Source organism: Salinivibrio sp. ML290 (assembly GCF_001995695.1).
Taxonomy (GTDB): domain Bacteria; phylum Pseudomonadota; class Gammaproteobacteria; order Enterobacterales; family Vibrionaceae; genus Salinivibrio; species Salinivibrio siamensis.
This window is the reverse complement of sequence record NZ_MUEY01000005.1, coordinates 101,645-124,144: the sequence shown is the minus strand read 5'-3', so window position 1 is coordinate 124,144 and position 22,500 is coordinate 101,645. Positions and strand designations below refer to the sequence as shown.

Sequence of the window (22,500 nt, the reverse complement as noted above, 5' to 3'; positions counted from 1 at the left end):
GCGGGCGGCTAAACGTAGGGTCGCTCGCGCCATTCCCCTTCCTCTTGTGACGCCTCGATAATAGCGCATCAGTACCGGTCATAAAGGCATCTAATATCACGTCGATAGCACAACTGATTGAGTTTTATCGATGATTAGCGGACTGGTTAGCACAATCCCCCATGTCTTTATTGCTAGACAGAGTGTTGCGCTTTATTTGAACAATATTTATATAACTTATTGATATTAATTATAAGTTATTGAATACTATTAGCTCCATTCACGCAGATTCACATGCTCAAGGAGGTTAATGCCATGACTTATTTTCCGATGAAAAAACTCGATGTCATCGTTGCCTCTGCGCGTCACTGTGCCAACCACTTGGCTCAGGATACCCGCTCACGCATCTGACTCTGCGTCCAACTGTAACTGGTCGCAGGTATAACGCGGCCAGTTTGCAGTYCCACTTCGCTTTATGCCTGTGGCCTCCTGTAACCGAAAAGGAGAGCCATCATGACTCAACTATCTTTATTACCCTTAGCCCAAGCGCTGGTGCGTTTGGATATGATTCGTCAGCGTCGCGCGAGCACACACCGTTACCGCTACACAGATGTGGCGYTAAATCGTCACCTACAACGTGATATTGGTATTGCGCCTGACAAACAAGATGCTTTGCCCGTTAGCACACAATTTGCGGCCAAACGTTATCTTGTGACATGGCGACGACGATGGCGGTGGTTATAATGGGCCCCAGGAAGCGGCGTATCGGTTGATACGCCGCCCCATCCTCGAATAAAACACTGCGCGGCAGCCAACTTGGCTGCCGTTTGCGATCTAAGGGCAGGGGTTGGGATAGCGGTTAGCAATCTCATCAATACCGGCAAGCACATCGTCACTCAGCGTCAGATCCAAGCTATCGAGATTACTCTCGAGCTGTTTTAGCGTCGTGGCACCGATGATGTTAGACGCGACAAAAGGACGACTATTCACAAACGCGAGTGCCATTTGTGCAGGATCGAGGCCATGGCGTTGGGCAAGATCGACGTATTCTTGCGTGGCCTTTTGCCCTGACTCGGTAAAGTAGCGCGCGAAGCGTTGGTGCAGTGTACAACGGGCCCCTTTCGGGCGTGCGCCTTGCAAATATTTTCCGCTCAACGCGCCAAACGCGAGCGGCGAGTACGCAAGCAACTCGACCCCTTCATGATGACTGATTTCCGACAGGCCGACTTCAAAGGTGCGGTTAAGCAAATTATAAGGATTCTGAATAGAGACGATACGCGTTAGGCCGTGCTTCTCTGCCAGATGCAAATAGCGCATCACGCCCCAAGGCGTTTCGTTTGAGACACCGATATAACGAATTTTTCCTGCTTGGACAAGCTCATGCAGCGCATCCAGCGTGTCGAGGATGGTGACCCCAGAGTGTTCATCTTGATACGGATAATTGAGCTTACCAAAACAATTATTATGCCGCTGTGGCCAGTGCACTTGATACAAATCGATATAGTCGGTTTTTAGTCGTGTCAGGCTATCCTCAACGGCTTGATGAATATGGCGTCGGTTAAGCGACATATTGTCACGGATATAGGGTACATTGCGTGGTCCGGCTACCTTGGTGGCGAGGATAACGCGATCGCGCTTCCCGGACTTTTCTAACCAGCTGCCGATGTACTGTTCGGTTAAACCTTGTGTGGATTGGCTGGGGGGAACGGGATACATTTCAGCGGTATCAATGAAATTCACGCCCCGCTCAAAGGCAAGATCGAGCTGCGCATGGGCGTCAGCTTCACTATTTTGCTCACCAAATGTCATGGTGCCTAAGCACACTTTACTCACCTCTAGCGAGGAATGGGGCAAACGGTGGTATTGCATCCTTTCTCCTTGTCTGCAATCGACCTATGGCAGTCCATAGTAGAGAATTTTAAAAATGATCGAAAGCGGTTTAGCTGCGGCTTGACAGCTGGTTAAATATTGACCATTACTAAATGGACTGTCCGATGGTATCGGTCTGAGCGCGGTGTTATTGCTAGGCATGATGGACACGAAAAAGTGTAATCTAGAGGAAAGTCAGATGAACTATTCACAGCTTAAAGCCTGGATGCGCGCGGATCCTCGCTCATGTCCACAATGTTATGTGATGGCACACGCAGGCGGCGCAAAATACTCGGTCGAAGTAGAAGTGAAGCATGAATTAGAGCCTTTACGCTCAGACCAAACCGGTGAAGTGATGCAGTTTGATCATGTCGGGCAAGTCGGGGAGAAACTTAAAGCCCTAGGAATTGAAGAGGGCGTATTACGCTTGATGGACCCTTACGATGAGTTTGCCACCGGGGGCGAGCCAAGCTGTCGAGAAGATATGCCAATTCGTTTTTGATGTTTTACCTAAACGCGCGGGATGTCATGCATGCGGATTGACACTTACTTCGGATCCACAAAGTAACGACGCAAGATTTGATGGGTGAATTGCGTGCGTAAATAAAAGCCGCGCGGCAAGGTACGGATCGGCTCACCATCGGGGCCGAAAGCGTCGGTCAAGGCCTTGCCGTTGGCTGCTTTGGGTCGTAGTTGGAGAGACTCACCTTGGCGGGCTGTGATTTCCGTCACGCGACCGAGTGCTACCCAATCCATTAACTCCTCCCAATCGGCGCGCAGTCGCGCTTCCTCCTCTTGGCTAGGGGACCATAATAATGGCGTGCCAATGCGGCGCTGTGATACCGGTATATCGCGTTCGCCTTCAACGGGGATCCACAAGACGCGTGACAGTTTTTGCCGCACATGGCTATTTTCCCAGCGCACCCCCGCGATCCCAGTGAGCGGCGCAACGCACACAAAGGTGGTTTCCAGCGGCTTACCATCGCCGTTGACCGGAATTGTTTTTAGCTCAATGCCTAAATGCGCAAAGTCTTGTTCGGGTTTGCTGCCGGCGTTGGCGCCCAAACAGGCCTCGAGTAGCATGCCAATCCAACCTTTCTCTCGCGTGAGTGAGGCTGGACAAGGGATCGACAGTGTCTCGCTGACTTCGCCAAGGGTCAGACCGGCGAGGGCGAGCGCACGCTCCATCAATACCTGCTCGGATGCGGGGGGCTGTATCACTGTGCTGGGATCCTGCTCGTTACGTTGAGAGCGTGCATTATCAAGAACTGCTGTATTGGCTGCAAGTCGATCCTACCCTTGATGATCCTATCCGTACGCTTGTAGTTATCCACAGATGAAGGATGATTGATAGGATTCCTGACTATCATGATCAAATATACAGTACGTAAAGGAGGGTTAAAATGTGAAAAATCGCGAACTTGCCGTTTTTTTGCGCTATTGGTGTGGATAATTTTCTGATTGGTGGATCTTTAAGCGATCTGTGTGTATTTGACGATCGCTCGATCTTAAAAAAGATCCTTTTGTTGTGGGGTGGTTTTAATTAACTGATTATTAATACATTTATTGTTTTTTGGTTCGCTTTTAATTCTATGACGCGATCCTTAATCGTTCGAGAAGTGAACTTTTTCTAGGCTTCTTCACAAATCTATCCACAGAAAGCGTGAATAAATGTGCGCAAACTCTCATTGCTATGTTTATAACTTCCTGTTAGGGGCTGAGTTATCCTCAGATGACGACGAGTGCGCAAAAACAACGCTCAATCCACAATGTTTGTTTACCCTTCACCGCTTTTTGTGAAAAAATCAGGTTCAGTAGAGATTTATCATTGAGGTCGTCCAGTGATTGATGGCGATGGCTATCGTCCCAACGTGGGGATAGTAATTTGTAACGGCCACGGTCAAGTTCTCTGGGCTCGTCGATATGGTCAGCATTCATGGCAGTTTCCACAAGGTGGCATCGATGAGGGGGAAAGCCCTGAACAAGCGATGTACCGGGAATTGTATGAAGAAGTGGGGCTGACTAAAAAAGATGTACGCATCTTGGGGACTAGTCGACATTGGCTACGCTACAAGTTACCCAAACGCCTTGTGCGCTGGGATTCCAAGCCCGTGTGTATCGGGCAAAAGCAAAAGTGGTTTTTGCTCAAACTTGAATGTGACGAGTCACGCGTTAATGTCTCGCGCGGGGGGACACCAGAGTTTGATGGCTGGCGCTGGGTGAGCTATTGGTATCCAGTGCGGCAAGTGGTGGCATTTAAGCGGGAAGTGTATCGGCGTGCGATGAAAGAATTCGCGCCACTTGCGATGCCGTTTAAAGAACGCAAACCTCGGCGTCGACACAAGCGAGGATAAATGTAAGGAGAGATTGGGTGCTCACGCAGTTAAGGAATATTGTGCAAAGTGTGGCGGCGTCTTCAGATCTTGAGCAGGCGTTACACACCTTGGTGCAACAAACTTGCGTGGCGATGCGTACCGAGTGCTGCTCCGTTTATCTTGCCAATGCCGAACACCAACAGTTTGAGCTTATGGCAACACAAGGCCTCGACCCTTGTGCACAAGTGTCGATGGCATTTGGCGAGGGCTTGGTCGGTGTGGTGGGTCAGCGTGCTGAGCCTTTAAATTTGGCGTACGCGCGCAAGCATCCCGCGTTCAAACCCTTCCCCTCCACCGGCGAAGATGCCTTTCAATCCTTTCTTGGCACGCCCATCATTTATCGCAAAAAGGTGTTGGGTGTGCTGGTGGTGCAACAACATCAACCCCGCCAGTTTGATGAGAGCGAAGAGTCCTTTCTCGTGACCTTAGCCGCGCAGTTGGCCGTGGTGTTTGCGCATGCCGATGCCCAAGGTGGCTGGCAGGGAGCGCCGTCTCCCGTGTTGCTAGAGGGAATGCCTGCGTCGCCGGGCATTGGGATCGCACAAGCATGGTGTGATGACTCTCAACCGCGGCTTGAAGAGGTGGCGCCTGCTTGCCACCTAGATACACAAGGTGAACTCGACAGACTGGACGCGGCGATTGACGATGCCAGTACCGAGTTTCGCCGTCTGCGTAAACGCTTTGATAAAGAGCTGCAAAAAGACGCGCTGGCGATTTTTGATTTGTTTGTTCATCTGCTTAACGATCCTATGCTGCGTGAAGACATGACAGTACGGGTCCAACAAGGGGATGCCGCCACTTGGGCGGTGAGACAAACGGTTGAAGCCTTTTCTGCCCGTTTTGCCGCGATGGATGATCCTTACCTAAAAGCCCGAGCGGGCGATGTGAAAGAGTTAGGACAGCGGCTGCTTTACTTTTTAATTGCGCCTGCGGGGAGTCCACCACCGGTTTCGACGCCCATTGTGCTGTTGGCGCGAGAGCTAACGGCGGGCATGTTAGCGTCCATTCCTCGCGCGTTGCTCACTGGTGTGGTGGCGGAAGAAGGGGCGGCGAACTCACACGCCGCGATCTTGGCGCGTGCGTTGGGGATCCCGGCGGTGATGGGCGTCAGCTTTTCGCCCGCTAAGCTTCATCAAAAAACCGTGATCCTCGATGGCCACAAAGGGGTGTTGATGATCGAGCCCGCTGAGGCATTGATCAATGAATACCAGCACCTCGTGCAAGAGGAAGCGAGCCTACAGTCTACGTTTGAGACGGCACTTGCGGCACCAGGACATACTCAGGATGGCACGCGTATTGAAGTTCACTTAAACGCCGGCTTAAGCGCCGATAGCCAGATTGCAATCAATCAAGGCGTTGACGGTGTTGGGCTCTTTCGTACGGAAGTGCCGTTTCTGATGCAGCGCCGTTTTCCGTCTGAAGACGAGCAGGTCAAACAATACCGTGCGATTCTTGCCAGTTACCCTGATAAACCTGTGGTGATGCGCACCTTAGATATTGGCGGCGATAAACCATTACCGTATTTAAGTGTTGAAGAGGACAACCCGTTTTTAGGCTGGCGCGGGATCCGTTTTACCCTCGACCACCCGGATATCTTCTTGATTCAAGTTCGCGCCATGTTGCGTGCCAGTATTGGTTTTAACAACCTTAAGCTATTGCTGCCGATGATCTCTGGGCGTAACGAGTTATTGGAAGCCAAGGCGTTGATTAGCCGTGCTTATCAAGAGGTCAGCCAAGAGGCACACCAAGCTGGACAAAGTATCAATATCCCTTTATTGGGGATCATGGTTGAAGTTCCCTCTATTCTTTATCAGCTCGATAACATTGCGCGCGATGTCGATTTTCTTTCGGTCGGCACCAATGATCTCACTCAATATCTATTAGCGGTCGATCGCAACAATGCGCGCGTGGCTGATATTTTTGATGCGCTGCACCCCTCGGTATTACACGCATTAGCGTCGATTGCCGCTGTGGGGACCCGTCATCAGCTTCCGGTTAGTGTGTGTGGAGAGCTAGCCGGCGATCCGGTGGGGGCGTCTTTGCTGGTGGGGTTGGGGTATCACCAGCTCAGTATGAATACCCGCAACGTCGCCAAGATTAAGTATTTGCTAAGCCGTTTACCGCACGCGCATTTAGTCACGCAGGCCAAGCAGATGCTAACTCTGGATCAGCCAGACGAGATCCGCGCTGCCACTGAAGCCTTTCTGGCCGCGCAAGGGTTAGAGGCGTTGGTCAAAGTCGGACAGCTGCGATGATAACCAGCTTAACGGCCCTACTTTTTGTAGTGTGTATGCTGCTGGGTGCCTGCGTGGGGACGTTGTCTGGCCTTCTGGGAATTGGTGGCGGGTTGGTCGTCGTGCCTGCGCTGACCTTTCTCCTCCCCGTGTTCGGTATTGCGCCCACTGTGGTGATGCCCATTGCGCTCGCTACCTCGCTCGCGACCATTGTACTGACGTCGAGTGCCTCTGCTTGGCGCCATTTTCGTCTGGGGAATGTTCACCTTGAGGCGGTTAAAGCGCTCGTCCCTGGCATGATGCTGGGCGGCATCTTGGGGGCAGGGCTTGCGGATCGGCTGCCACACGATTGGTTGCCCCGCCTGTTTGGCGTGATAGTGCTCGCTATGGCGCTACAAATGTTGCTCAATCGGCATCCCTATCGCGCGCGTCCTTTACCGCATTGGCTGCGACTGTCCTTTGCGGGCACGCTGATCGGAACACTTTCTAGCTTGGCGGGGATCGGGGGCGGCTCGTTTACCGTCCCATACCTGCATTGGCGCGGAGTGAGTATGCACCAAGCCATTGGCAGTGCCTCGGCGGGGGGCGCGGTGTTGGCGCTGGGTGGCATGATGAGTTTTATGTGGTTGGGCTGGCGTCAAACGGAACCCTTGCCCGCGCTCAGTGTCGGATATTTGTATTTGCCTGCGTTGCTCGGCGTCGTGTCAACGTCGGTATTGATGACACGGGTCGGTGCTCGACTGGCGGTGAGACTACCCACTGCGCAAATAAAACGTATTTTTGCCGTCTTTCTTGTTATTGTCGGCGCCAGCATGTTGTTGAAATAAAGGATCCCATTCATGGCCGAAGGCTACATTACCTTTCCGTCAATCGACCCCATCTTATTTGAACTTGGTCCGGTAGCCGTGCGTTGGTACGGTTTAATGTATTTACTTGGCTTTGTGTTCGCCTTGTGGCTTGCGAATCATCGTGCGGCCAAACCGAATAGCGGTTGGAGCAAAGAAGAAGTCAGCGATCTCCTTTTTGCTGGCTTTTTGGGCGTCGTGCTCGGGGGACGTATTGGCTATGTCCTATTTTATCAATTTGATGCCTTTATTGCCGATCCGCTGTTTTTATTCAAAGTGTGGACCGGTGGCATGTCCTTCCACGGGGGCTTGCTGGGTGTGATCACCGCCATGGCGTGGTACGCGCGTAAAACTCAGCGTCACTTTTTTACCGTTGCTGACTTTATCGCGCCGCTGGTACCGTTTGGACTGGGCGCTGGTCGTCTAGGGAATTTTATCAATGGTGAACTTTGGGGACGGGTGACCGATGTCCCGTGGGCGATGGTATTCCCAAGTGGTGGCCCTTGGCCGCGGCACCCCTCACAGCTCTATGAGTTTGCGCTAGAAGGTGTCGCCCTGTTTGTGATCCTCAACCTCTACATCAAAAAGCCGCGACCGATGGGCGCAGTATCAGGGCTTTTCTTGGCTGGCTACGGGACGTTCCGCTTTATTGTGGAGTATTTCCGTGAGCCAGATGCGCACCTAGGCTTGTTTGCCGGCATTTTCAGTATGGGACAACTGTTGTCATTACCCATGATTATTGCGGGGGCAGTGATGATCGGATGGGCTTACAAGCGCACGCCTGCACCATGATTAATGGCGCGTAATCAGATATACTGTTTATCACACCAAGGCACCCTATGCGGTGCCTTTTGTTCGTTTGGCCAATGATAGGAAACACTATGAAGCAGTATCAGGCTTTGATGCAGGATATTCTCGATAATGGGACGGATAGAGGCGATCGCACGGGCGTGGGAACACGGTCAGTGTTTGGTCGGCAACTGCGGTTTGACCTTGCCGCTGGCTTTCCGCTACTCACCACCAAAAAACTCTACACGCGTGCCATTATCCATGAGCTTTTGTGGTTCCTTAACGGCGATACGAACGTTCACTATTTACAAGAAAATAAGGTGCGTATCTGGGATGAGTGGGCGACTGAAACCGGCGATCTTGGCCCCGTTTATGGCGCGCAGTGGCGCTCTTGGGCGTGTCCTGATGGCTCGACCGTGGATCAAATCGAACAACTGATCGCGCAAATTAAAACGAAACCTAATTCACGTCGTCATATCATTACCGCTTGGAACCCTGCTGATTTGCCTGATGAGTCGATAAGCCCAACCGAGAACGCCGAACAAGGCAAGATGGCCTTGGCGCCTTGCCATTGCTTGTTCCAGTTCTACGTGGCTGATGGCAAGCTTTCATGCCAGCTTTATCAGCGCAGCGCCGATTACTTCTTGGGTGTGCCGTTTAACATTGCCAGCTATGCGCTTTTCACTCATATGATTGCGCAACAATGCGATTTAGCGGTGGGCGATTTTGTCCATACCTTTGGAGACGTGCACCTTTATCATAATCATTTAACCGACGAGATTGTTTACGAGCAACTAAAACGTGAACCGCGTGCACTACCTCGCTTGGTGATCAAACGTAAACCGGCGTCTATTTTCGATTATCAAATTGATGATTTTGAGATTGAAGGGTACGAGCCGCACCCAACGATTAAAGCACCGATAGCCATTTAGTGACGTCTTATCGGATTCACGTGTCATATCGCGACATCTTTATCTGACTTACTTTGGTGTCTCCAATAAAAAAACCACCGCACGGGCGGTGGTTTTTTGCGCTTGGGCGGGAGGTCAACCCATCACTGTGACAACAGCACAATGCTTCCTGGAACAATCACAAAGACGAGGCCGATGTACGCCAGTACCGCCGCTTTTGATTTGGCTGCCAATTGGCCTAACCAGTCGGCCCCTTTGAGCGGCAATTCACGCAAGAACGGAATACCGAAAATCAGCGTCGTCGCCAAGATGTTGAAGCTTAAGTGCACCAACGCGATTTGTAGGGCAAAGACCGCGAATTCACCGGTAACCGCCGTGGCGGCGAGTAGGGCGGTAATACAAGTCCCAATGTTGGCGCCTAAGGTGAAGGGGTAGATGTCACGGACTTTTAGCACCCCTGAGCCGACTAGCGGCACCATTAAGCTGGTGGTTGTCGATGAAGACTGCACCAAAACAGTGACCACAGAGCCTGAGAAAATACCGTGCAGTGGACCACGACCAATCGCGTTCTTCAGCATGTCTTTGGCACGACCGACCATCAGTTTTTTCATCACTTTGCCCATGATGGTAATCGCAATCACGATGGCAGCAATCCCCATGACAATCATGATAGCGCCACCAATGTTACCAGGCAGAGCGGCTTCAAGCGGTGATTGCACCGCGTTAACCACGGGTTTTGTCAGCGGCTTAACAAAGTTCAAACCTTTAATGCTCATGTCACTGGCTTGCGTCAGCGGTGAAACCAACCACTCGGAAATCTTGTTCAGCAAACCGAACGCCATCTCTAATGGCAGGAAGATAGCAACGGCAAAAAGGTTGAAGAAATCATGGACGGTGGCGCAACTAAATGCGCGACTAAACTCCACTTTACAGCGGGCATGCCCAAGGCTCACGATCGTGTTAGTGACCGAGGTGCCTACGTTTGCGCCCATGACCATTGGAATCGCGGCTTCAACCGGGAGGCCACCTGCGACTAAGCCAACTATAATAGAGGTGACTGTGCTTGACGATTGGATCAATGCGGTAGCAACAATACCAATCATTAAGCCAGCTACGGGATGAGAAGCGAACGCGAAGAGCGTCTTTGCTTCGTCGCCGACGGCCCATTTAAAGCCGCTTCCTACCATGGCAACGGCCACCAGTAGGAGGTAAAGCATGACGGCAAGCTTGGTCCAACGGAACCAATTTGAGGAGCTCTGGGTTGCCTCTACCGCTGTAGCATGGGGAGTCATAAGATATCTCCGTGACAGTTCGATGTCAGTTTAGTGTCAAAGCAAAAATCTGCGGCGATAGTAAGAAGGTAATATTTCAGAAATATGACACAAATACTGCAGTGGTTTGAAAATCCGATCTGGACGAGGTTATCAGTGGAATTCGCGCCAGTTAGCTTGCTGATTTTAAGTATTATTTGTGCCCGTTCGGTGCCGTAAAAAAATCCGTGGAAAAAATGTAACAGGGAGGCGCACGTTGACACTATGCTAAACACAGGGCGGTTAGCAAGGATAAAAAAGATTAGACTGCGAATAAATCAATGGTAAGTTAGTTTTGATATCGGTTTTTCCGATGTTTACTATCAGAACAAACGATTTTTCTAAAAGTGGTCTGGCTGACTAGACTACGGAAATCCACTTTTTTTGTATGGAGTGCTTAAATGACTGATGTCATTCGTCAGTTTCTGAAAATGGAATCCGCAGGAGGTATTGTGCTGATTATTGCGGCGGTATTGGCGATGTTCGTAGCGAACTCGGATCTACAGCCTTTATATGACAGCACCCTTCATACCTATATAGCCGGTTTATCGGTTGGTCATTGGATCAACGATGGCTTGATGGTGATTTTTTTCCTGCTGATTGGTTTGGAAGTGAAGCGTGAGTTGGTGCAAGGTGCCTTAAACTCGAAAGACAAAGCGACCTTCCCGGCGGTCGCCGCCATTGGTGGGATGCTCGCCCCCGCATTGGTCTATTTAGCCTTTAACTGGGGTGACCCTCTCGCGGTATCGGGGTGGGCGATCCCGGCCGCGACCGATATTGCCTTTGCCCTCGGTGTTTTGGCATTGCTGGGTAATCGTGTACCGTTGGCGCTAAAGGTCTTCTTGCTCGCACTGGCGATTATTGACGATCTTGGGGTCATAGTGATCATCGCGCTGTTTTACAGCAGTGATCTATCAGTGATTGCGTTAGCCAGTGCGTTTGCTGCTACCTTAGTCTTGGTGGCGATGAATATGCGCAAAGTCACCAGTATCACCGCGTATGTGGTGGTTGGTTTGGTGCTGTGGTTCAGTGTTTTACAGTCAGGTGTTCACGCGACCCTCGCCGGTGTCGTGCTTGGTTTTGCCATCCCACTGAAAGGAAAAACGGAGGATGACCCATCACCGTTGAAAAAAATGGAGCACGCCCTCCATCCTTATGTGTCGTATTTGATCTTGCCTATCTTCGCCTTTGCGAATGCCGGGGTGTCTTTGGATGGCGTCTCTTTGGCAAACTTAACCGAAATGTTGCCGTTAGGTATTGCATTGGGTCTGCTGATTGGTAAGCCTTTGGGTATCTTTAGCTTTAGCTGGGCAGCGGTGAAACTCGGCATTGCCAAATTACCAGCACGTGTGAATTTCACCCACATCTTCGCGGTGTCAGTGCTTTGTGGTATTGGTTTTACCATGTCTATTTTTATCTCGTCACTGGCCTTTGTCGGTGTGAATGGCGAGTTCGTCACACTCTCTCGTCTGGGGATCTTGATAGGATCAACCTTGGCCGCGGTGATTGGTTATGCGGTCTTGCACTTTGCATTGCCCCCAGCCAGCGCGCTTGCTGATGAACGAGGAGACGAGTATGAAGAAGGCGACACTAGCATTGATTACTAGCCTGGTTGCCGTCTCTGGCTCTGCCATGGCGGCGAACCAAGAGATGTACTGCCACGGAGAAAAGGATAACAGCGACGTGTGCCAAGCCTACTTAGCGGGCGTGGCAGATGGAAAAGCGATGACGGCCTCATTAAACGACACAGATAAAGCCGAAAATGGGTCGAGCTTTTCAGAGCGTGCGTTAGAGCATCGTGCTGGAGAGCGGGTGAGAAAGCCGCTCGATAAAGATGATGTGAAAGACTAAAACGAGCATGAAACTTGAAGGCGCCAGAGGGGCAGCGTAAGCTGCTCGTCTGGCGTTTTTTTATCAATCAGCATGGCTCACCTAAACTACAACCACCTCTACTATTTCTGGATGGTCTGCAAGCAAGGTTCGATCACCCAAGGGGCGGACAAACTTTGTTTAACACCACAAACTGTGACAGGGCAAATCCGAGCGCTGGAACAGCGCTTAAATGGCAAGCTTACTAAACGCAATGGCCGTTATGTTGAGCCCACCGAACTGGGTCAGCTCGTTTTTCAATATGCGGACCGTATGTTTGGCTTGAGTTATGAGATGCTGGATATTGTTAACTATAGCCAACAAGAAAACATCTTATTTGATGTAGGGGTGGCTGATGCCTTATCTAAGCGTTTGATCAGTCAAATCTTGCTTCATGCTATCCCGAACGATAATGCCATCCACCTACGTTGCTTTGAATCGACGCACGAGATGCTACTCGAACAGCTCTCTCAGCATAAATTGGATATGATCTTGTCCGACTGCCCAGTCGATTCCACGCAACAGGCGGGGTTATTTAGCGTCAAGCTTGGTGAGAGTAGCATGAGTTTGTATTCCTCTAATCCCGCAGAGCCCCCCGATGTGCCGCTACCTATCCGTCTTGCCACGCAAAAAATATTGATGCCGAGTAAAGCAACCGCTATGGGACGAAAACTCACACAGTGGTTTGATCAACAAGGCATCGTGCCCAACATACTGGGTGAGTTTGATGACTCTGCACTGATGAAAGCATTTGGCATTAGTCATCAGGCGTTATTCATTGCGCCCACCACCTATGCCGAGGAAGTGACGCGCCTCGGGCAAGCCGTACAAATTGTCGAGTTGAGTGCGGTCAAAGAAGAGTACTATGTGATATTCGCCGAGCGAATGATCCAGCATCCGGCGGTCAAGCGGATTTGTGAGGCAGATTACAGCCGCTTATTTGTTTAGTTACAGATTGGCATAAAGATCGTGCTAGACTCGTGGCAATGAGTATTAATGAGTGATGGAAGTTGAATGGATTTAGCCCGCATGCAGCAGAATGGGCCGAAGGCGGTAAACCTGCTCAAGGCCATGGCCAACGAGAAACGCCTGTTCATTCTGTGTTATCTACTGCAAGGAGAGTTGTCGGTTGGGCAGCTGGTGGAGCGAGTGCCTTTAAGCCAGTCGGCGCTGTCTCAACACCTTGCTTGGCTTCGAAAAGATGGCCTAGTGGCCACGCGTAAAGAAGCGCAAACCGTGTATTACTCGCTAAAAAGTGATGAAGTTGAGGCGGTTATCCAGTTATTACATGATCTGTATTGTAAGGAAACCGTGGATTCACCCAACCCTTAAGCAATAAAAAAACCGGCCGAAGCCGGTTTTTTTTATCTCTTTGCAAAGAGCAAAATTACAGCGCTTTAATTTGTGCTGCGAATGCTGCTTTGTAACGAGCTGCTTTGTTCTTGTGGATCAGGCCTTTGGTGGCTGAACGATCAAGAATAGGCTGAACTTGTGCAAAAGCAGCAGTTGCTGCTTCTTTGTCGCCTGCAGCGATAGCTGAAGCAGTTTTCTTCATATAAGTGCGCATCATAGAGCGACGGCTTGCGTTGTGCTGGCGACGCTTCTCAGACTGGATCGCACGCTTCTTAGCAGATTTGATATTCGCCAAGGGTCTAACTCCCAAATCTTTTTGTTCGGTGACATTTCAAGGCGGAGGACTATGCCTCTTTTTACCTCTATTGTCAATTCATTTGTGCAAAGATCCGCCGCTCCAACGATGTGTTGGCGCTGCGGGGTTATCACAGTTAATATGGCGGCTGATTCTATCAGCATTTCAGCCCCGACGTCACCTATATTTCCATTTCTTATCGATGTCAGCGATAACGTGACAGCGGAAAGAAACAATGAAGGTGCGACAGTGACGCGCATTGGGCACGTGTTTTCAAGAGGTAACCGTGAGTAAGCGACTTTTACGCTCTGGGCTCATCGTGAGCACCATGACTTTGGTGTCCCGTGTTTTAGGGCTGGTCCGTGATGTGGTGATCGCGAACTTGATGGGGGCAGGCGCCGCCGCCGATGTGTTCTTTTTCGCCAACAAAATTCCGAACTTTTTGCGTCGTTTGTTCGCAGAAGGCGCCTTCTCGCAAGCGTTTGTGCCCGTATTAACTGAATATCAAGCGCGAGATAAAGATGATGACACACGCGCGCACTCGCGTGAACTGGTCGCCAATGTGGTGGGCACCTTAGGTGGCTTGGTCACTCTTGTCACCTTGCTCGGGGTGGTCGGTTCGCCCGTCCTAGCGGCGCTGTTTGGTACAGGTTGGTTCGTGGATTGGCTCGAGGGCCGGCCTGACGGTGCCAAGTTTGAGTTGGCCAGCTTGATGCTCAAAATTACCTTCCCTTACTTATGGTTTATTACCTTTGTGGCTTTATCTGGGGCGATACTTAACACCCTCAATAAATTTGCGGTGTCGAGCTTTACCCCTGTTTTTTTGAATATCGCCATTATCGCGGCGGCTATAGGGATCTCCCCGCATCTTGCCCAACCAGAAATAGGTTTGGCGATTGGTGTCTTTATTGGGGGCGCGGTTCAGCTTTTATTTCAACTGCCTTTCCTCTCTCAAGAAGGCATGCTGGTAAAACCTAAGTGGGGCTGGCAGCATCCTGGGGTAGTGAAAATACGTCAGCTAATGATTCCCGCGCTTTTCGGGGTCTCGGTGAGCCAAATTAACCTATTATTCGACACCTTTATTGCCAGTTTCTTGATGACAGGGTCGATCAGTTGGCTGTATTACTCTGATCGCTTGCTTGAATTTCCGCTCGGTCTGTTTGGTATTGCCATTGCCACCGTGATCTTGCCGGCGCTATCGAAAAAGCATGTGGACCAATCGCCTCAGCAATTTTCCGCCACCATGGACTGGGGGGTGCGTATGGTGTTGCTCCTTGGGATCCCAGCGATGGCGGGTTTGATCGTGCTTGCCCAACCGATGTTGATGGTGCTCTTTATGCGTGGTGAATTTGGCGTCCCTGACGTAGAAGCGGCGAGTTTATCGTTGATGGCTTATGCCTGTGGCTTGGTCAATTTTATGGTGATTAAGGTCCTTGCGCCTGGTTACTACGCCCGCCAAGACACCAAAACGCCCGTAAAGTATGGTGTGATAGCGATGGTGAGCAACATGGTTTTCAACGCCATCTTTGCTTACTTGTTTAGTTATGTCGGTCTGGCCATAGCCACCGCACTGTCTGCGTTGATTAACGCCGGCCTGCTCTATCAAGGATTACACCGCCAAGGCATTTATCAATTATCGCGGGCAACCGTCGGATTTATTAGCAAACTCGTGTTGGCTGTGGGGGTGATGATCGCCGGTTTGTACCTGGTGATGCCTGCGTTGTCTCAGTGGGTGTCGATGTCCTTGTTATCTCGAAGCTTAACGTTAGCCAGCCTTATTGTGGGAGGCGGCGCGCTTTATCTTGTCACCGCCCTGTTGCTCGGTGTACGGGTGAGTGATATTCGTCATCGTGGATGATAGAGCGCGCGGATTATCAATCCAGGGCTGATTGCCAGCGCTGACTAGTATATAATCCGCCAGTTTTAATAGTTCAAATAGTCAGCAGGCGATGGAATTAATTCGAGGCATCCACAACATCCGGGCGCAACACCGAGGCTGTGTACTGACCATCGGGAATTTCGATGGTGTCCACCTCGGCCACCAGGCTGTTTTGCGTCAAGTCGTTGAGAAGGCCAGAGCCCTTGACTTGCCTGCGACCGTCATGCTGTTCGAGCCGCAACCGCTCGAGTTATTTCTCGGAGAGCAAGCGCCTGCCCGTTTATCGCGATTGCGGGACAAATACACCCAGCTTGCCAAACTGGGCGTCGACAGGCTGTTGTGCGTGAGTTTTACCCCGGCATTCGCCGCCATGAGCCCTGATGCCTTTGTGGACCGCTTGTTGGTCAATCAATTGGGTGTTAAGTTTCTGGTTGTGGGTGACGACTTTCGCTTTGGCCTTAAGCGAACTGGCGACTTTTCGCGCTTAAAACAAGCCGGACAAGAGCATGACTTTGCGGTTGTCAGTACCGAGAGCTTTTGTGTGAGCGACCGGCGTGTGAGTAGCACGGCCATTCGTGATGCACTTTCCGCCGGAAAGATGCAAGTGGCGGCCGATATGCTAGGGCGTCCTTACAGTATTTGTGGCCGGGTTGCCCACGGTCGCAAGCTAGGGCGGACGATTGGTTTCCCTACTGCAAATGTGTTGCTTAAACGTCGCGTTTCACCTGTTTCTGGTGTCTATGCGGTAACGGTGGCCATCGATGGGCAATCGTTGCCTGGGGTGGCGAATGTAGGGCACCGTCCTACGGTAAACGGCACGCACCAGCAACTCGAAGTACACCTTTTTGATCACACGCTCGACTTATACGGCAAACAGCTTGAAGTAAGCTTGTTACATAAGTTGCGTGACGAGACCAAATTTGCGTCAGTAGACGCGTTAAAAATGCAAATTCAACGAGATGCATCAGCCGCGCGTGCGTGGCTGGCTGATGCCAATAATGTCTAGAGTGTAACCTCCATACGGAATCAATAATCAATGAGTGACTACAAAGATACCTTAAACCTGCCGGAAACCGCGTTTCCGATGCGAGGTAATCTTGCTAAGCGCGAGCCTGATATGCTCAAGCGTTGGTACGATGAAGATCTTTACGGTGCAATCCGTCAAGCGAAGAAAGGCAAAAAAACATTTATTTTGCATGACGGTCCTCCGTACGCGAACGGCAATATTCACATTGGTCACTCTGTTAATAAAATTCTCAAAGACATTATTATTAAATCGAAAACGCTGGCGGACTATGACGCACCGTACGTCCCTGGCTGGGACTGCCATGGTCTACCTATCGAATTGATGGTAGAGAAAAAAGTTGGCAAGCCAGGTCAGAAAATCTCCACCGCCGAGTTCCGTGAAAAATGTCGTGAATACGCGGCCAAGCAAGTGGAAGGTCAAAAGGCCGACTTCAAACGGCTTGGCGTGTTAGGTGAGTGGGATAAGCCTTACCTGACCATGGACTTTAATACCGAAGCCAATATTATCCGAGCGCTGGGTAAAATTGCGGGCAATGGTCATTTGCACAAAGGCTTCAAGCCCGTGCATTGGTGTACAGACTGTGGTTCGGCGCTCGCGGAAGCCGAAGTTGAGTACCAAGATAAAACATCACCGTCGATTGACGTCACTTTCCGCGCAGTTGATGAGCAGGCGTTATTGAACGTATTTACCCTAGCGGGCGATCACCAAGGCGAAGGCCCAGTATCCGCGGTGATCTGGACCACGACGCCTTGGACTTTGCCAGCGAACCGTGCGGTCGCCGTTGCGGCGGACTTGGAATACGTGTTGGTGCAAGTGGAAGGTGACCAGCCACAGCGCTTGATCCTTGCCGCAGAGCTGGCAAAAGATGTGATGGATCGCGCGGGTATTGAGCACTATCACAACCTTGGTTTCTGTAAAGGTGAAGCGTTGGAGCTTCAACGCGTGCAGCATCCTTTTTATGACTTTGATGTGCCGGTTATCCTAGGCGATCACGTTACCACTGAATCGGGTACCGGTGTGGTTCACACGGCGCCAGGGCATGGTCAAGAAGACTTTGTGGTCGGTCAAAAATACGATCTTGAAGTGGCTAATCCGGTTGGCAGCAATGGTGTGTATCTGCCCGACACGCCGCTGTTTGCCGGTCAACACGTGTTTAAAGCCAACGACAGCGTGATTGAAGCGCTGAAAACGCACGGTGCCTTATTGCATCATCACGCGTATGAGCACAGCTACCCGCATTGCTGGCGCCACAAAACACCGATTATCTTCCGTGCCACGCCGCAATGGTTCATTGCCATGGACAAAGCGGGGCTGCGAGACAAAGCGCTGCAAGAGATCAAGAACGTTGAATGGATCCCTGACTGGGGACAAAGCCGCATTGAGTCAATGGTGGAAGGGCGTCCAGACTGGTGTATTTCGCGCCAGCGCACTTGGGGCGTGCCTATTGCCCTGTTCGTTCATAAAGAAACCTCAGAGCTACACCCGGATACGCTCAACCTGATTGAGCAGGTGGCTCAGCGCGTAGAGAAAGCCGGTATTCAAGCGTGGTGGGACTTAGATCTGAACGAACTGTTGGGCGATGACGCTGATCAGTACGAGAAAGTCTTGGATACCCTGGATGTGTGGTTTGACTCTGGCGCGACGCACTTTGCTGTGGTTAATCAGCGTGACGAGTTTAACGGTCAAGAAGCCGATATGTATTTGGAAGGCTCGGATCAACACCGTGGCTGGTTCCAGTCATCACTGATGACGTCGGTGGCAATTAAAGACAAAGCCCCATACCGCCGTGTACTCACCCATGGCTTCACCGTCGACGGTAATGGCCGCAAGATGTCGAAGTCGCTGGGAAATACCATCATGCCGCAAGATGTGATGAACAAGCTGGGTGCCGATATTCTCCGTTTGTGGGTGGCATCAACCGATTATACGGGTGAGATCAGTGTGTCGGATGAAATTCTAAAACGCAGTGCCGATGCCTATCGTCGTATCCGTAATACCTCGCGCTTCTTGCTGGCTAACCTACACGGTTTTGACCCTAAAACTGACTTGGTTGCTCCAGACGATTTGGTGGCGGTCGATCGCTGGGCCGTCAGCCGCGCCCTCGAAGCGCAGCAAGAGATCACTGCCGCGTATGATGCTTGTAACTTCCACCAAGTGACTCAGCGTTTGATGCAGTTCTGCTCGATTGAAATGGGCTCGTTCTACCTCGATATCATCAAGGATCGTCAGTACACAGCCAAAGCAGGCAGCCATGCGCACCGCAGCTGTCAAACGGCGCTGTTCCACATCGTGGAAGCACTGGTACGCTGGATGGCACCGATTATGTCATTTACCGCGGATGAGATCTGGAATGAAATGCCCGGCGAGCGAACCAAGTTTGTCTTCACCGAAGTCTGGTATGACGGCTTGTTTGACTTAGAACAGCAGGCTGTGCTGAATCAGGCGTTCTGGGCGAAATTGCTCGATGTTCGCGGTGCAGTGAACAAAACCCTAGAGCAAGCCCGGAATGAAAAAGTCATCGGCGGTTCATTAGAAGCGGAAGTCACGCTTTATGCACCGACAGACTTTGCCGAGAAGCTGCGCTTGATGGGCGACGAACTTCGCTTTGTGCTGTTGACCTCGAAAGCAACCGTGATCGCGGGAGATGCCCCTGATTCCGCAACACAGACTGAACTCGACGGCTTGGCTGTGGACGTGGCGGCATCAAGCGCAGCTAAGTGTGAGCGCTGTTGGCACCATGTCGCTGATGTTGGCACCATTGCGGGTCATGAAGAGATCTGTGGCCGTTGCGTGACCAATATTGCAGGAGAAGGCGAAACTCGCCAATTTGCGTGATGCAGACTCTTTCCCTCTCACAATCAGGATGGCGCTGGCTTTGGCTAGCGCCGCTGGTCTTTGCTCTCGATATCGGCAGCAAGTGGCTGGTGATGCAAACCATGGAATACGGGTTTGCGAATCGGATTGAAGTGCTGCCTTTTTTCAATCTTACATACGTGCACAACCACGGCGCGGCGTTTAGTTTTTTAAGTGATGCCGGCGGTTGGCAGCGTTGGCTGTTCAGTGCGATTGCACTGGGGGTGAGCGGATTATTGGCGTATTGGATGCGGGGAACACCGGCCAGCAAACGCATGATCAATATTGCCTATGCAATGATCATTGGTGGCGCACTGGGTAATTTGTTTGATCGTCTTGTGCATGGCTACGTGATTGACTTCCTTGATTTTTATCTCGGAAGTTCGCACTGGCCAGCGTTTAATCTCGCCGATTCGGCGATATGTTTGGGCGCTGCATTGATAATCCTAGATAGTTTTCGTCAAGGCCAGTCATCGACCAAACAAGGATGATGCGTATCTATCAGCAAAACCGCGACTGTCTAAAAGGATGAATCATGAAAGCAATCACAGCGTCTAGCGAAGTCATTATGCACTTTACCATCAAACTGGAAGATGGTTCGGTTGCCGATACCACCCATAATGCGGGTAAACCGGCGAAGCTGGTGATGGGCGACGGTAGCTTGACGGAAAACTTTGAAACTTGCCTTCTTGGTTTAAAAGAAGGGGAGTCGAGCAGCTTCACCTTGGCACCAGAGGATGCATTCGGCCAGCCTAATCCGGATAATATCCATCACATGGATCGCCGTCACTTTGGTGGAGAAACGCCCGCAGAAGAAGGGGCGATCATTGCCTTTAGTGGGCCGCAAGGGCAGGAGATCCCGGGCATTGTGACGGCAGTGACTGGGGATTCCGTCACGGTTGATTTTAACCACCCGCTGGCTGGGAAGACCGTCATTTTTGATGTTGAAATTATAAGTGTGCAATAAAGGCGGACACATGAAGATCTTACTTGCCAATCCCCGTGGCTTTTGCGCAGGGGTTGACCGTGCCATCAGTATTGTTGAGCGCGCGCTAGAAATCTATCAGCCCCCCATTTATGTCCGTCATGAAGTGGTGCATAACCGCTTTGTGGTGGAAGGCTTAAAGCAGCGTGGGGCGATTTTTGTTGAGCAGATCAGCGAAGTGCCCGACGACAATATTGTGATTTTCTCCGCCCACGGCGTGTCGCAAGCGGTGCGTAATGAGGCCAAGTCGCGTCAGTTAACCGTATTTGATGCCACGTGCCCGCTGGTGACGAAAGTGCATATGGAGGTTGCGCGTGCCAGTCGTAAGAATATGGAAGTGGTATTGATCGGCCATGCCGGCCACCCTGAAGTGGAAGGCACCATGGGGCAATACGCCAGTGAAACCGGCGGCATGTATTTGGTCGAAACCCCAGAGGATGTGTATACCTTGAAGGTGAGCGATCCTGATAACTTGCACTATGTGAGCCAAACCACCCTGTCGGTCGATGAAACCGCGGATGTGATTGATACCTTGCGTAAGGTGTTTCCTAACATCCAAGGACCACGTAAAGACGACATTTGTTATGCCACCCAGAACCGCCAAGACGCAGTGCGCGATTTAGCGCAAAGCTGTGATGTGATGGTGGTGGTTGGGTCAAAAAACAGCTCCAACTCAAACCGTCTGCGCGAGTTATCCGAAAAACTCGGTACGCCAGGTTATTTAACCGATACGGCGGAAGATATCGATCCGGCCTGGTTTGAAGGCAAGCAGACGGTCGGGATCACGGCCGGTGCGTCGGCACCAGAAGAGTTAGTGGATCAAATTATCGAGCGAATCAAGCAGTTGGGTGCCACCCATGTTGATAATCTCGCTGGGCGTGAAGAAAACATGTTTTTTGAAGTGCCTAAAGAGTTGCAAATTCGAGAAGTCACCTAGGGTGATGTTCAAGACGGCGAGGGGAGCACGGGCTTCCCTTTTTTTCGCCAATATACAAGTGCCAAGGAACGCGCTAGAGTGATTGGCTACCAAGAAGGAGCCAGTGAACTGGCATAGTGACAAAGGGGAAAATCATGGTACGTATTGCCATAGCAGGCGCGGCTGGGCGCATGGGTCGCAACCTTATCCAAGCGGTTTCACAGTATCCAGGTGCCACTTTAGGAGCCGCGAGCGAAAGACCGGAATCCAGCTTAGTCGGTACTGATGCGGGAGAGCTCGCGGGCATTGGCCGGTTAGGCGTTAATGTGGTGGACGATTTGGCGAAAGTGAGTGACGCCTTCGATGTGGTCATTGATTTCACCGCCCCTGCTGCGACCCTGGCCAACCTGACGTTATGCCAAGCACAAGGCAAGCAGTTGGTCATAGGTACGACAGGGTTTGATGGCTCGCAAAAGCAAACCATTGAAGAAGCGGCGGCTTCGACAGCCATGGTGATGGCCCCGAATTACAGTGTTGGTGTCAATCTTGTCTTCAAATTGTTAGAGCAGGCAGCTCAAGTGATGGGAGAGGAGTGCGACATTGAAATTGTTGAAGCGCACCACCGTCATAAAGTCGATGCACCATCTGGTACCGCACTTGGTATGGGTGAAGCCATTGCCGGCGCGATGGGAAATAAACTTAGCGATGTGGCGGTTTATGCGCGTGAAGGGATCACCGGTGAGCGAAGCAAAGATGAAATTGGCTTTGCCACGCTTCGAGCAGGTGACATTGTTGGCGAGCATACGGCGATGTTTGCCGATATTGGCGAGCGTGTAGAAATTACTCACAAGGCGTCTAATCGAAACACCTTTGCCAAAGGCGCCGTACGAGCTGCGGTTTGGCTCAATCAGCATCAACGCGGTTTATACACGATGCAAGACGTCCTCAATCTTAAATAATTATTCATCGCGCCTCGGCGCGATGTTTTTTTCTGCTTTTCCCTCTTCCTCT

22 protein-coding genes are annotated in these 22,500 nt (G+C 51.2%); 18 read left to right on the top strand and 4 right to left on the bottom strand.

Translation table 11 applies throughout. The features are described from left to right. The first annotated feature begins 492 nt into the window (after positions 1-492). A complete protein-coding gene (locus tag BZG23_RS06610; RefSeq protein ID WP_077578297.1) occupies positions 493-723 on the top strand; it encodes a hypothetical protein in 231 nt (76 codons plus the stop codon). A 90-nt stretch (positions 724-813) separates the two neighbouring features. Here the strand turns inward: BZG23_RS06610 and BZG23_RS06605 are convergent, their stop codons facing one another. Then, the gene (locus BZG23_RS06605) at positions 814-1,848 is read right to left on the bottom strand and encodes an NADP(H)-dependent aldo-keto reductase (RefSeq protein WP_046075087.1); all 1,035 of its coding nucleotides are present in this window, start codon (positions 1,846-1,848) and stop codon (positions 814-816) included. Between the two features lie 199 nt (positions 1,849-2,047). Here BZG23_RS06605 and BZG23_RS06600 point away from each other — a divergent pair, with 199 nt between their 5' ends. Then, positions 2,048-2,350, top strand: coding sequence for a DUF6482 family protein (locus BZG23_RS06600; RefSeq protein WP_046075088.1), 303 nt, complete (start codon positions 2,048-2,050; stop codon positions 2,348-2,350). 44 nt (positions 2,351-2,394) lie between these two features. Here the strand turns inward: BZG23_RS06600 and mutH are convergent, their stop codons facing one another. Further along, entirely contained in the window at positions 2,395-3,066 is a 672-nt protein-coding gene (gene mutH, locus BZG23_RS06595; protein WP_198531454.1) for a DNA mismatch repair endonuclease MutH, read from the bottom strand. A 623-nt stretch (positions 3,067-3,689) separates the two neighbouring features. Between mutH and rppH the strand changes: the two genes are divergently transcribed. The 5 genes from rppH to BZG23_RS06570 all read left to right on the top strand — a co-directional run bounded on the left by rppH (position 3,690) and on the right by BZG23_RS06570 (position 9,023). Further along, positions 3,690-4,202, top strand: a complete 513-nt coding sequence (rppH, locus tag BZG23_RS06590; protein WP_046075090.1) for an RNA pyrophosphohydrolase — start codon at positions 3,690-3,692, stop codon at positions 4,200-4,202. Positions 4,203-4,219: 17 nt separating this feature from the next. Then, complete coding sequence (gene ptsP, locus BZG23_RS06585) at positions 4,220-6,478, top strand: phosphoenolpyruvate--protein phosphotransferase (protein WP_077606484.1); 2,259 nt, start codon at positions 4,220-4,222, stop codon at positions 6,476-6,478. Further along, the gene (locus BZG23_RS06580; protein ID WP_443216278.1) at positions 6,478-7,284 is read left to right on the top strand and encodes a sulfite exporter TauE/SafE family protein; all 807 of its coding nucleotides are present in this window, start codon (positions 6,478-6,480) and stop codon (positions 7,282-7,284) included. The genes ptsP and BZG23_RS06580 overlap by 1 nt, the downstream gene beginning before the upstream one ends. 12 nt (positions 7,285-7,296) lie before the next feature. Next, complete coding sequence (gene lgt / locus BZG23_RS06575; protein ID WP_046075093.1) at positions 7,297-8,094, top strand: prolipoprotein diacylglyceryl transferase; 798 nt, start codon at positions 7,297-7,299, stop codon at positions 8,092-8,094. 89 nt (positions 8,095-8,183) lie between these two features. Next, positions 8,184-9,023 (top strand): thymidylate synthase, encoded by an 840-nt coding sequence (locus tag BZG23_RS06570; RefSeq protein ID WP_077606482.1) that lies wholly within the window; start codon positions 8,184-8,186, stop codon positions 9,021-9,023. A gap of 122 nt (positions 9,024-9,145) precedes the next feature. On the opposite strand, the gene BZG23_RS06565 is transcribed toward BZG23_RS06570, so the two are convergent. Then, positions 9,146-10,294 (bottom strand): Na/Pi symporter, encoded by a 1,149-nt coding sequence (locus BZG23_RS06565; protein ID WP_046075095.1) that lies wholly within the window; start codon positions 10,292-10,294, stop codon positions 9,146-9,148. Positions 10,295-10,713: 419 nt separating this feature from the next. Here BZG23_RS06565 and nhaA point away from each other — a divergent pair, with 419 nt between their 5' ends. From nhaA to BZG23_RS06545, 4 genes are all read left to right on the top strand, one after another. After that, positions 10,714-11,919, top strand: a complete 1,206-nt coding sequence (gene nhaA / locus BZG23_RS06560; RefSeq protein WP_077606481.1) for a Na+/H+ antiporter NhaA — start codon at positions 10,714-10,716, stop codon at positions 11,917-11,919. Next, a complete protein-coding gene (locus BZG23_RS06555) occupies positions 11,888-12,163 on the top strand; it encodes a hypothetical protein (protein ID WP_077606480.1) in 276 nt (91 codons plus the stop codon). Before nhaA ends, BZG23_RS06555 begins: the two co-directional genes overlap by 32 nt. A gap of 72 nt (positions 12,164-12,235) precedes the next feature. Continuing rightward, a complete protein-coding gene (nhaR, locus tag BZG23_RS06550; RefSeq protein ID WP_046075098.1) occupies positions 12,236-13,129 on the top strand; it encodes a transcriptional activator NhaR in 894 nt (297 codons plus the stop codon). A 66-nt stretch (positions 13,130-13,195) separates the two neighbouring features. Further along, a complete protein-coding gene (locus tag BZG23_RS06545) occupies positions 13,196-13,513 on the top strand; it encodes an ArsR/SmtB family transcription factor (RefSeq protein WP_046075099.1) in 318 nt (105 codons plus the stop codon). 55 nt (positions 13,514-13,568) lie between these two features. Here BZG23_RS06545 and rpsT read toward each other — a convergent pair whose 3' ends face one another. Continuing rightward, positions 13,569-13,829, bottom strand: a complete 261-nt coding sequence (gene rpsT, locus BZG23_RS06540) for a 30S ribosomal protein S20 (RefSeq protein ID WP_046075100.1) — start codon at positions 13,827-13,829, stop codon at positions 13,569-13,571. Positions 13,830-14,115: 286 nt separating this feature from the next. Here rpsT and murJ point away from each other — a divergent pair, with 286 nt between their 5' ends. The 7 genes from murJ to dapB all read left to right on the top strand — a co-directional run bounded on the left by murJ (position 14,116) and on the right by dapB (position 22,448). Then, complete coding sequence (gene murJ / locus BZG23_RS06535) at positions 14,116-15,687, top strand: murein biosynthesis integral membrane protein MurJ (RefSeq protein ID WP_046075101.1); 1,572 nt, start codon at positions 14,116-14,118, stop codon at positions 15,685-15,687. A gap of 91 nt (positions 15,688-15,778) precedes the next feature. Continuing rightward, positions 15,779-16,714: a bifunctional riboflavin kinase/FAD synthetase gene (gene ribF / locus BZG23_RS06530; RefSeq protein WP_046075102.1), complete on the top strand. Its 936-nt coding sequence runs from the start codon at positions 15,779-15,781 to the stop codon at positions 16,712-16,714. A gap of 30 nt (positions 16,715-16,744) precedes the next feature. Beyond that, positions 16,745-19,570: an isoleucine--tRNA ligase gene (gene ileS, locus BZG23_RS06525; RefSeq protein ID WP_077578306.1), complete on the top strand. Its 2,826-nt coding sequence runs from the start codon at positions 16,745-16,747 to the stop codon at positions 19,568-19,570. Then, complete coding sequence (gene lspA / locus BZG23_RS06520) at positions 19,570-20,079, top strand: signal peptidase II (protein WP_046075104.1); 510 nt, start codon at positions 19,570-19,572, stop codon at positions 20,077-20,079. Before ileS ends, lspA begins: the two co-directional genes overlap by 1 nt. Before the next feature lie 44 nt (positions 20,080-20,123). Beyond that, positions 20,124-20,555 carry an FKBP-type peptidyl-prolyl cis-trans isomerase gene (gene fkpB, locus BZG23_RS06515; RefSeq protein ID WP_046075105.1) on the top strand — a complete coding sequence of 144 codons (432 nt, stop codon included), beginning with the start codon at positions 20,124-20,126 and terminating at the stop codon, positions 20,553-20,555. Between the two features lie 10 nt (positions 20,556-20,565). Beyond that, positions 20,566-21,510, top strand: a complete 945-nt coding sequence (ispH, locus tag BZG23_RS06510) for a 4-hydroxy-3-methylbut-2-enyl diphosphate reductase (RefSeq protein WP_046075106.1) — start codon at positions 20,566-20,568, stop codon at positions 21,508-21,510. 134 nt (positions 21,511-21,644) lie between these two features. Beyond that, positions 21,645-22,448 (top strand): 4-hydroxy-tetrahydrodipicolinate reductase, encoded by an 804-nt coding sequence (gene dapB, locus BZG23_RS06505; protein ID WP_077606479.1) that lies wholly within the window; start codon positions 21,645-21,647, stop codon positions 22,446-22,448. Positions 22,449-22,500: the final 52 nt, after the last annotated feature.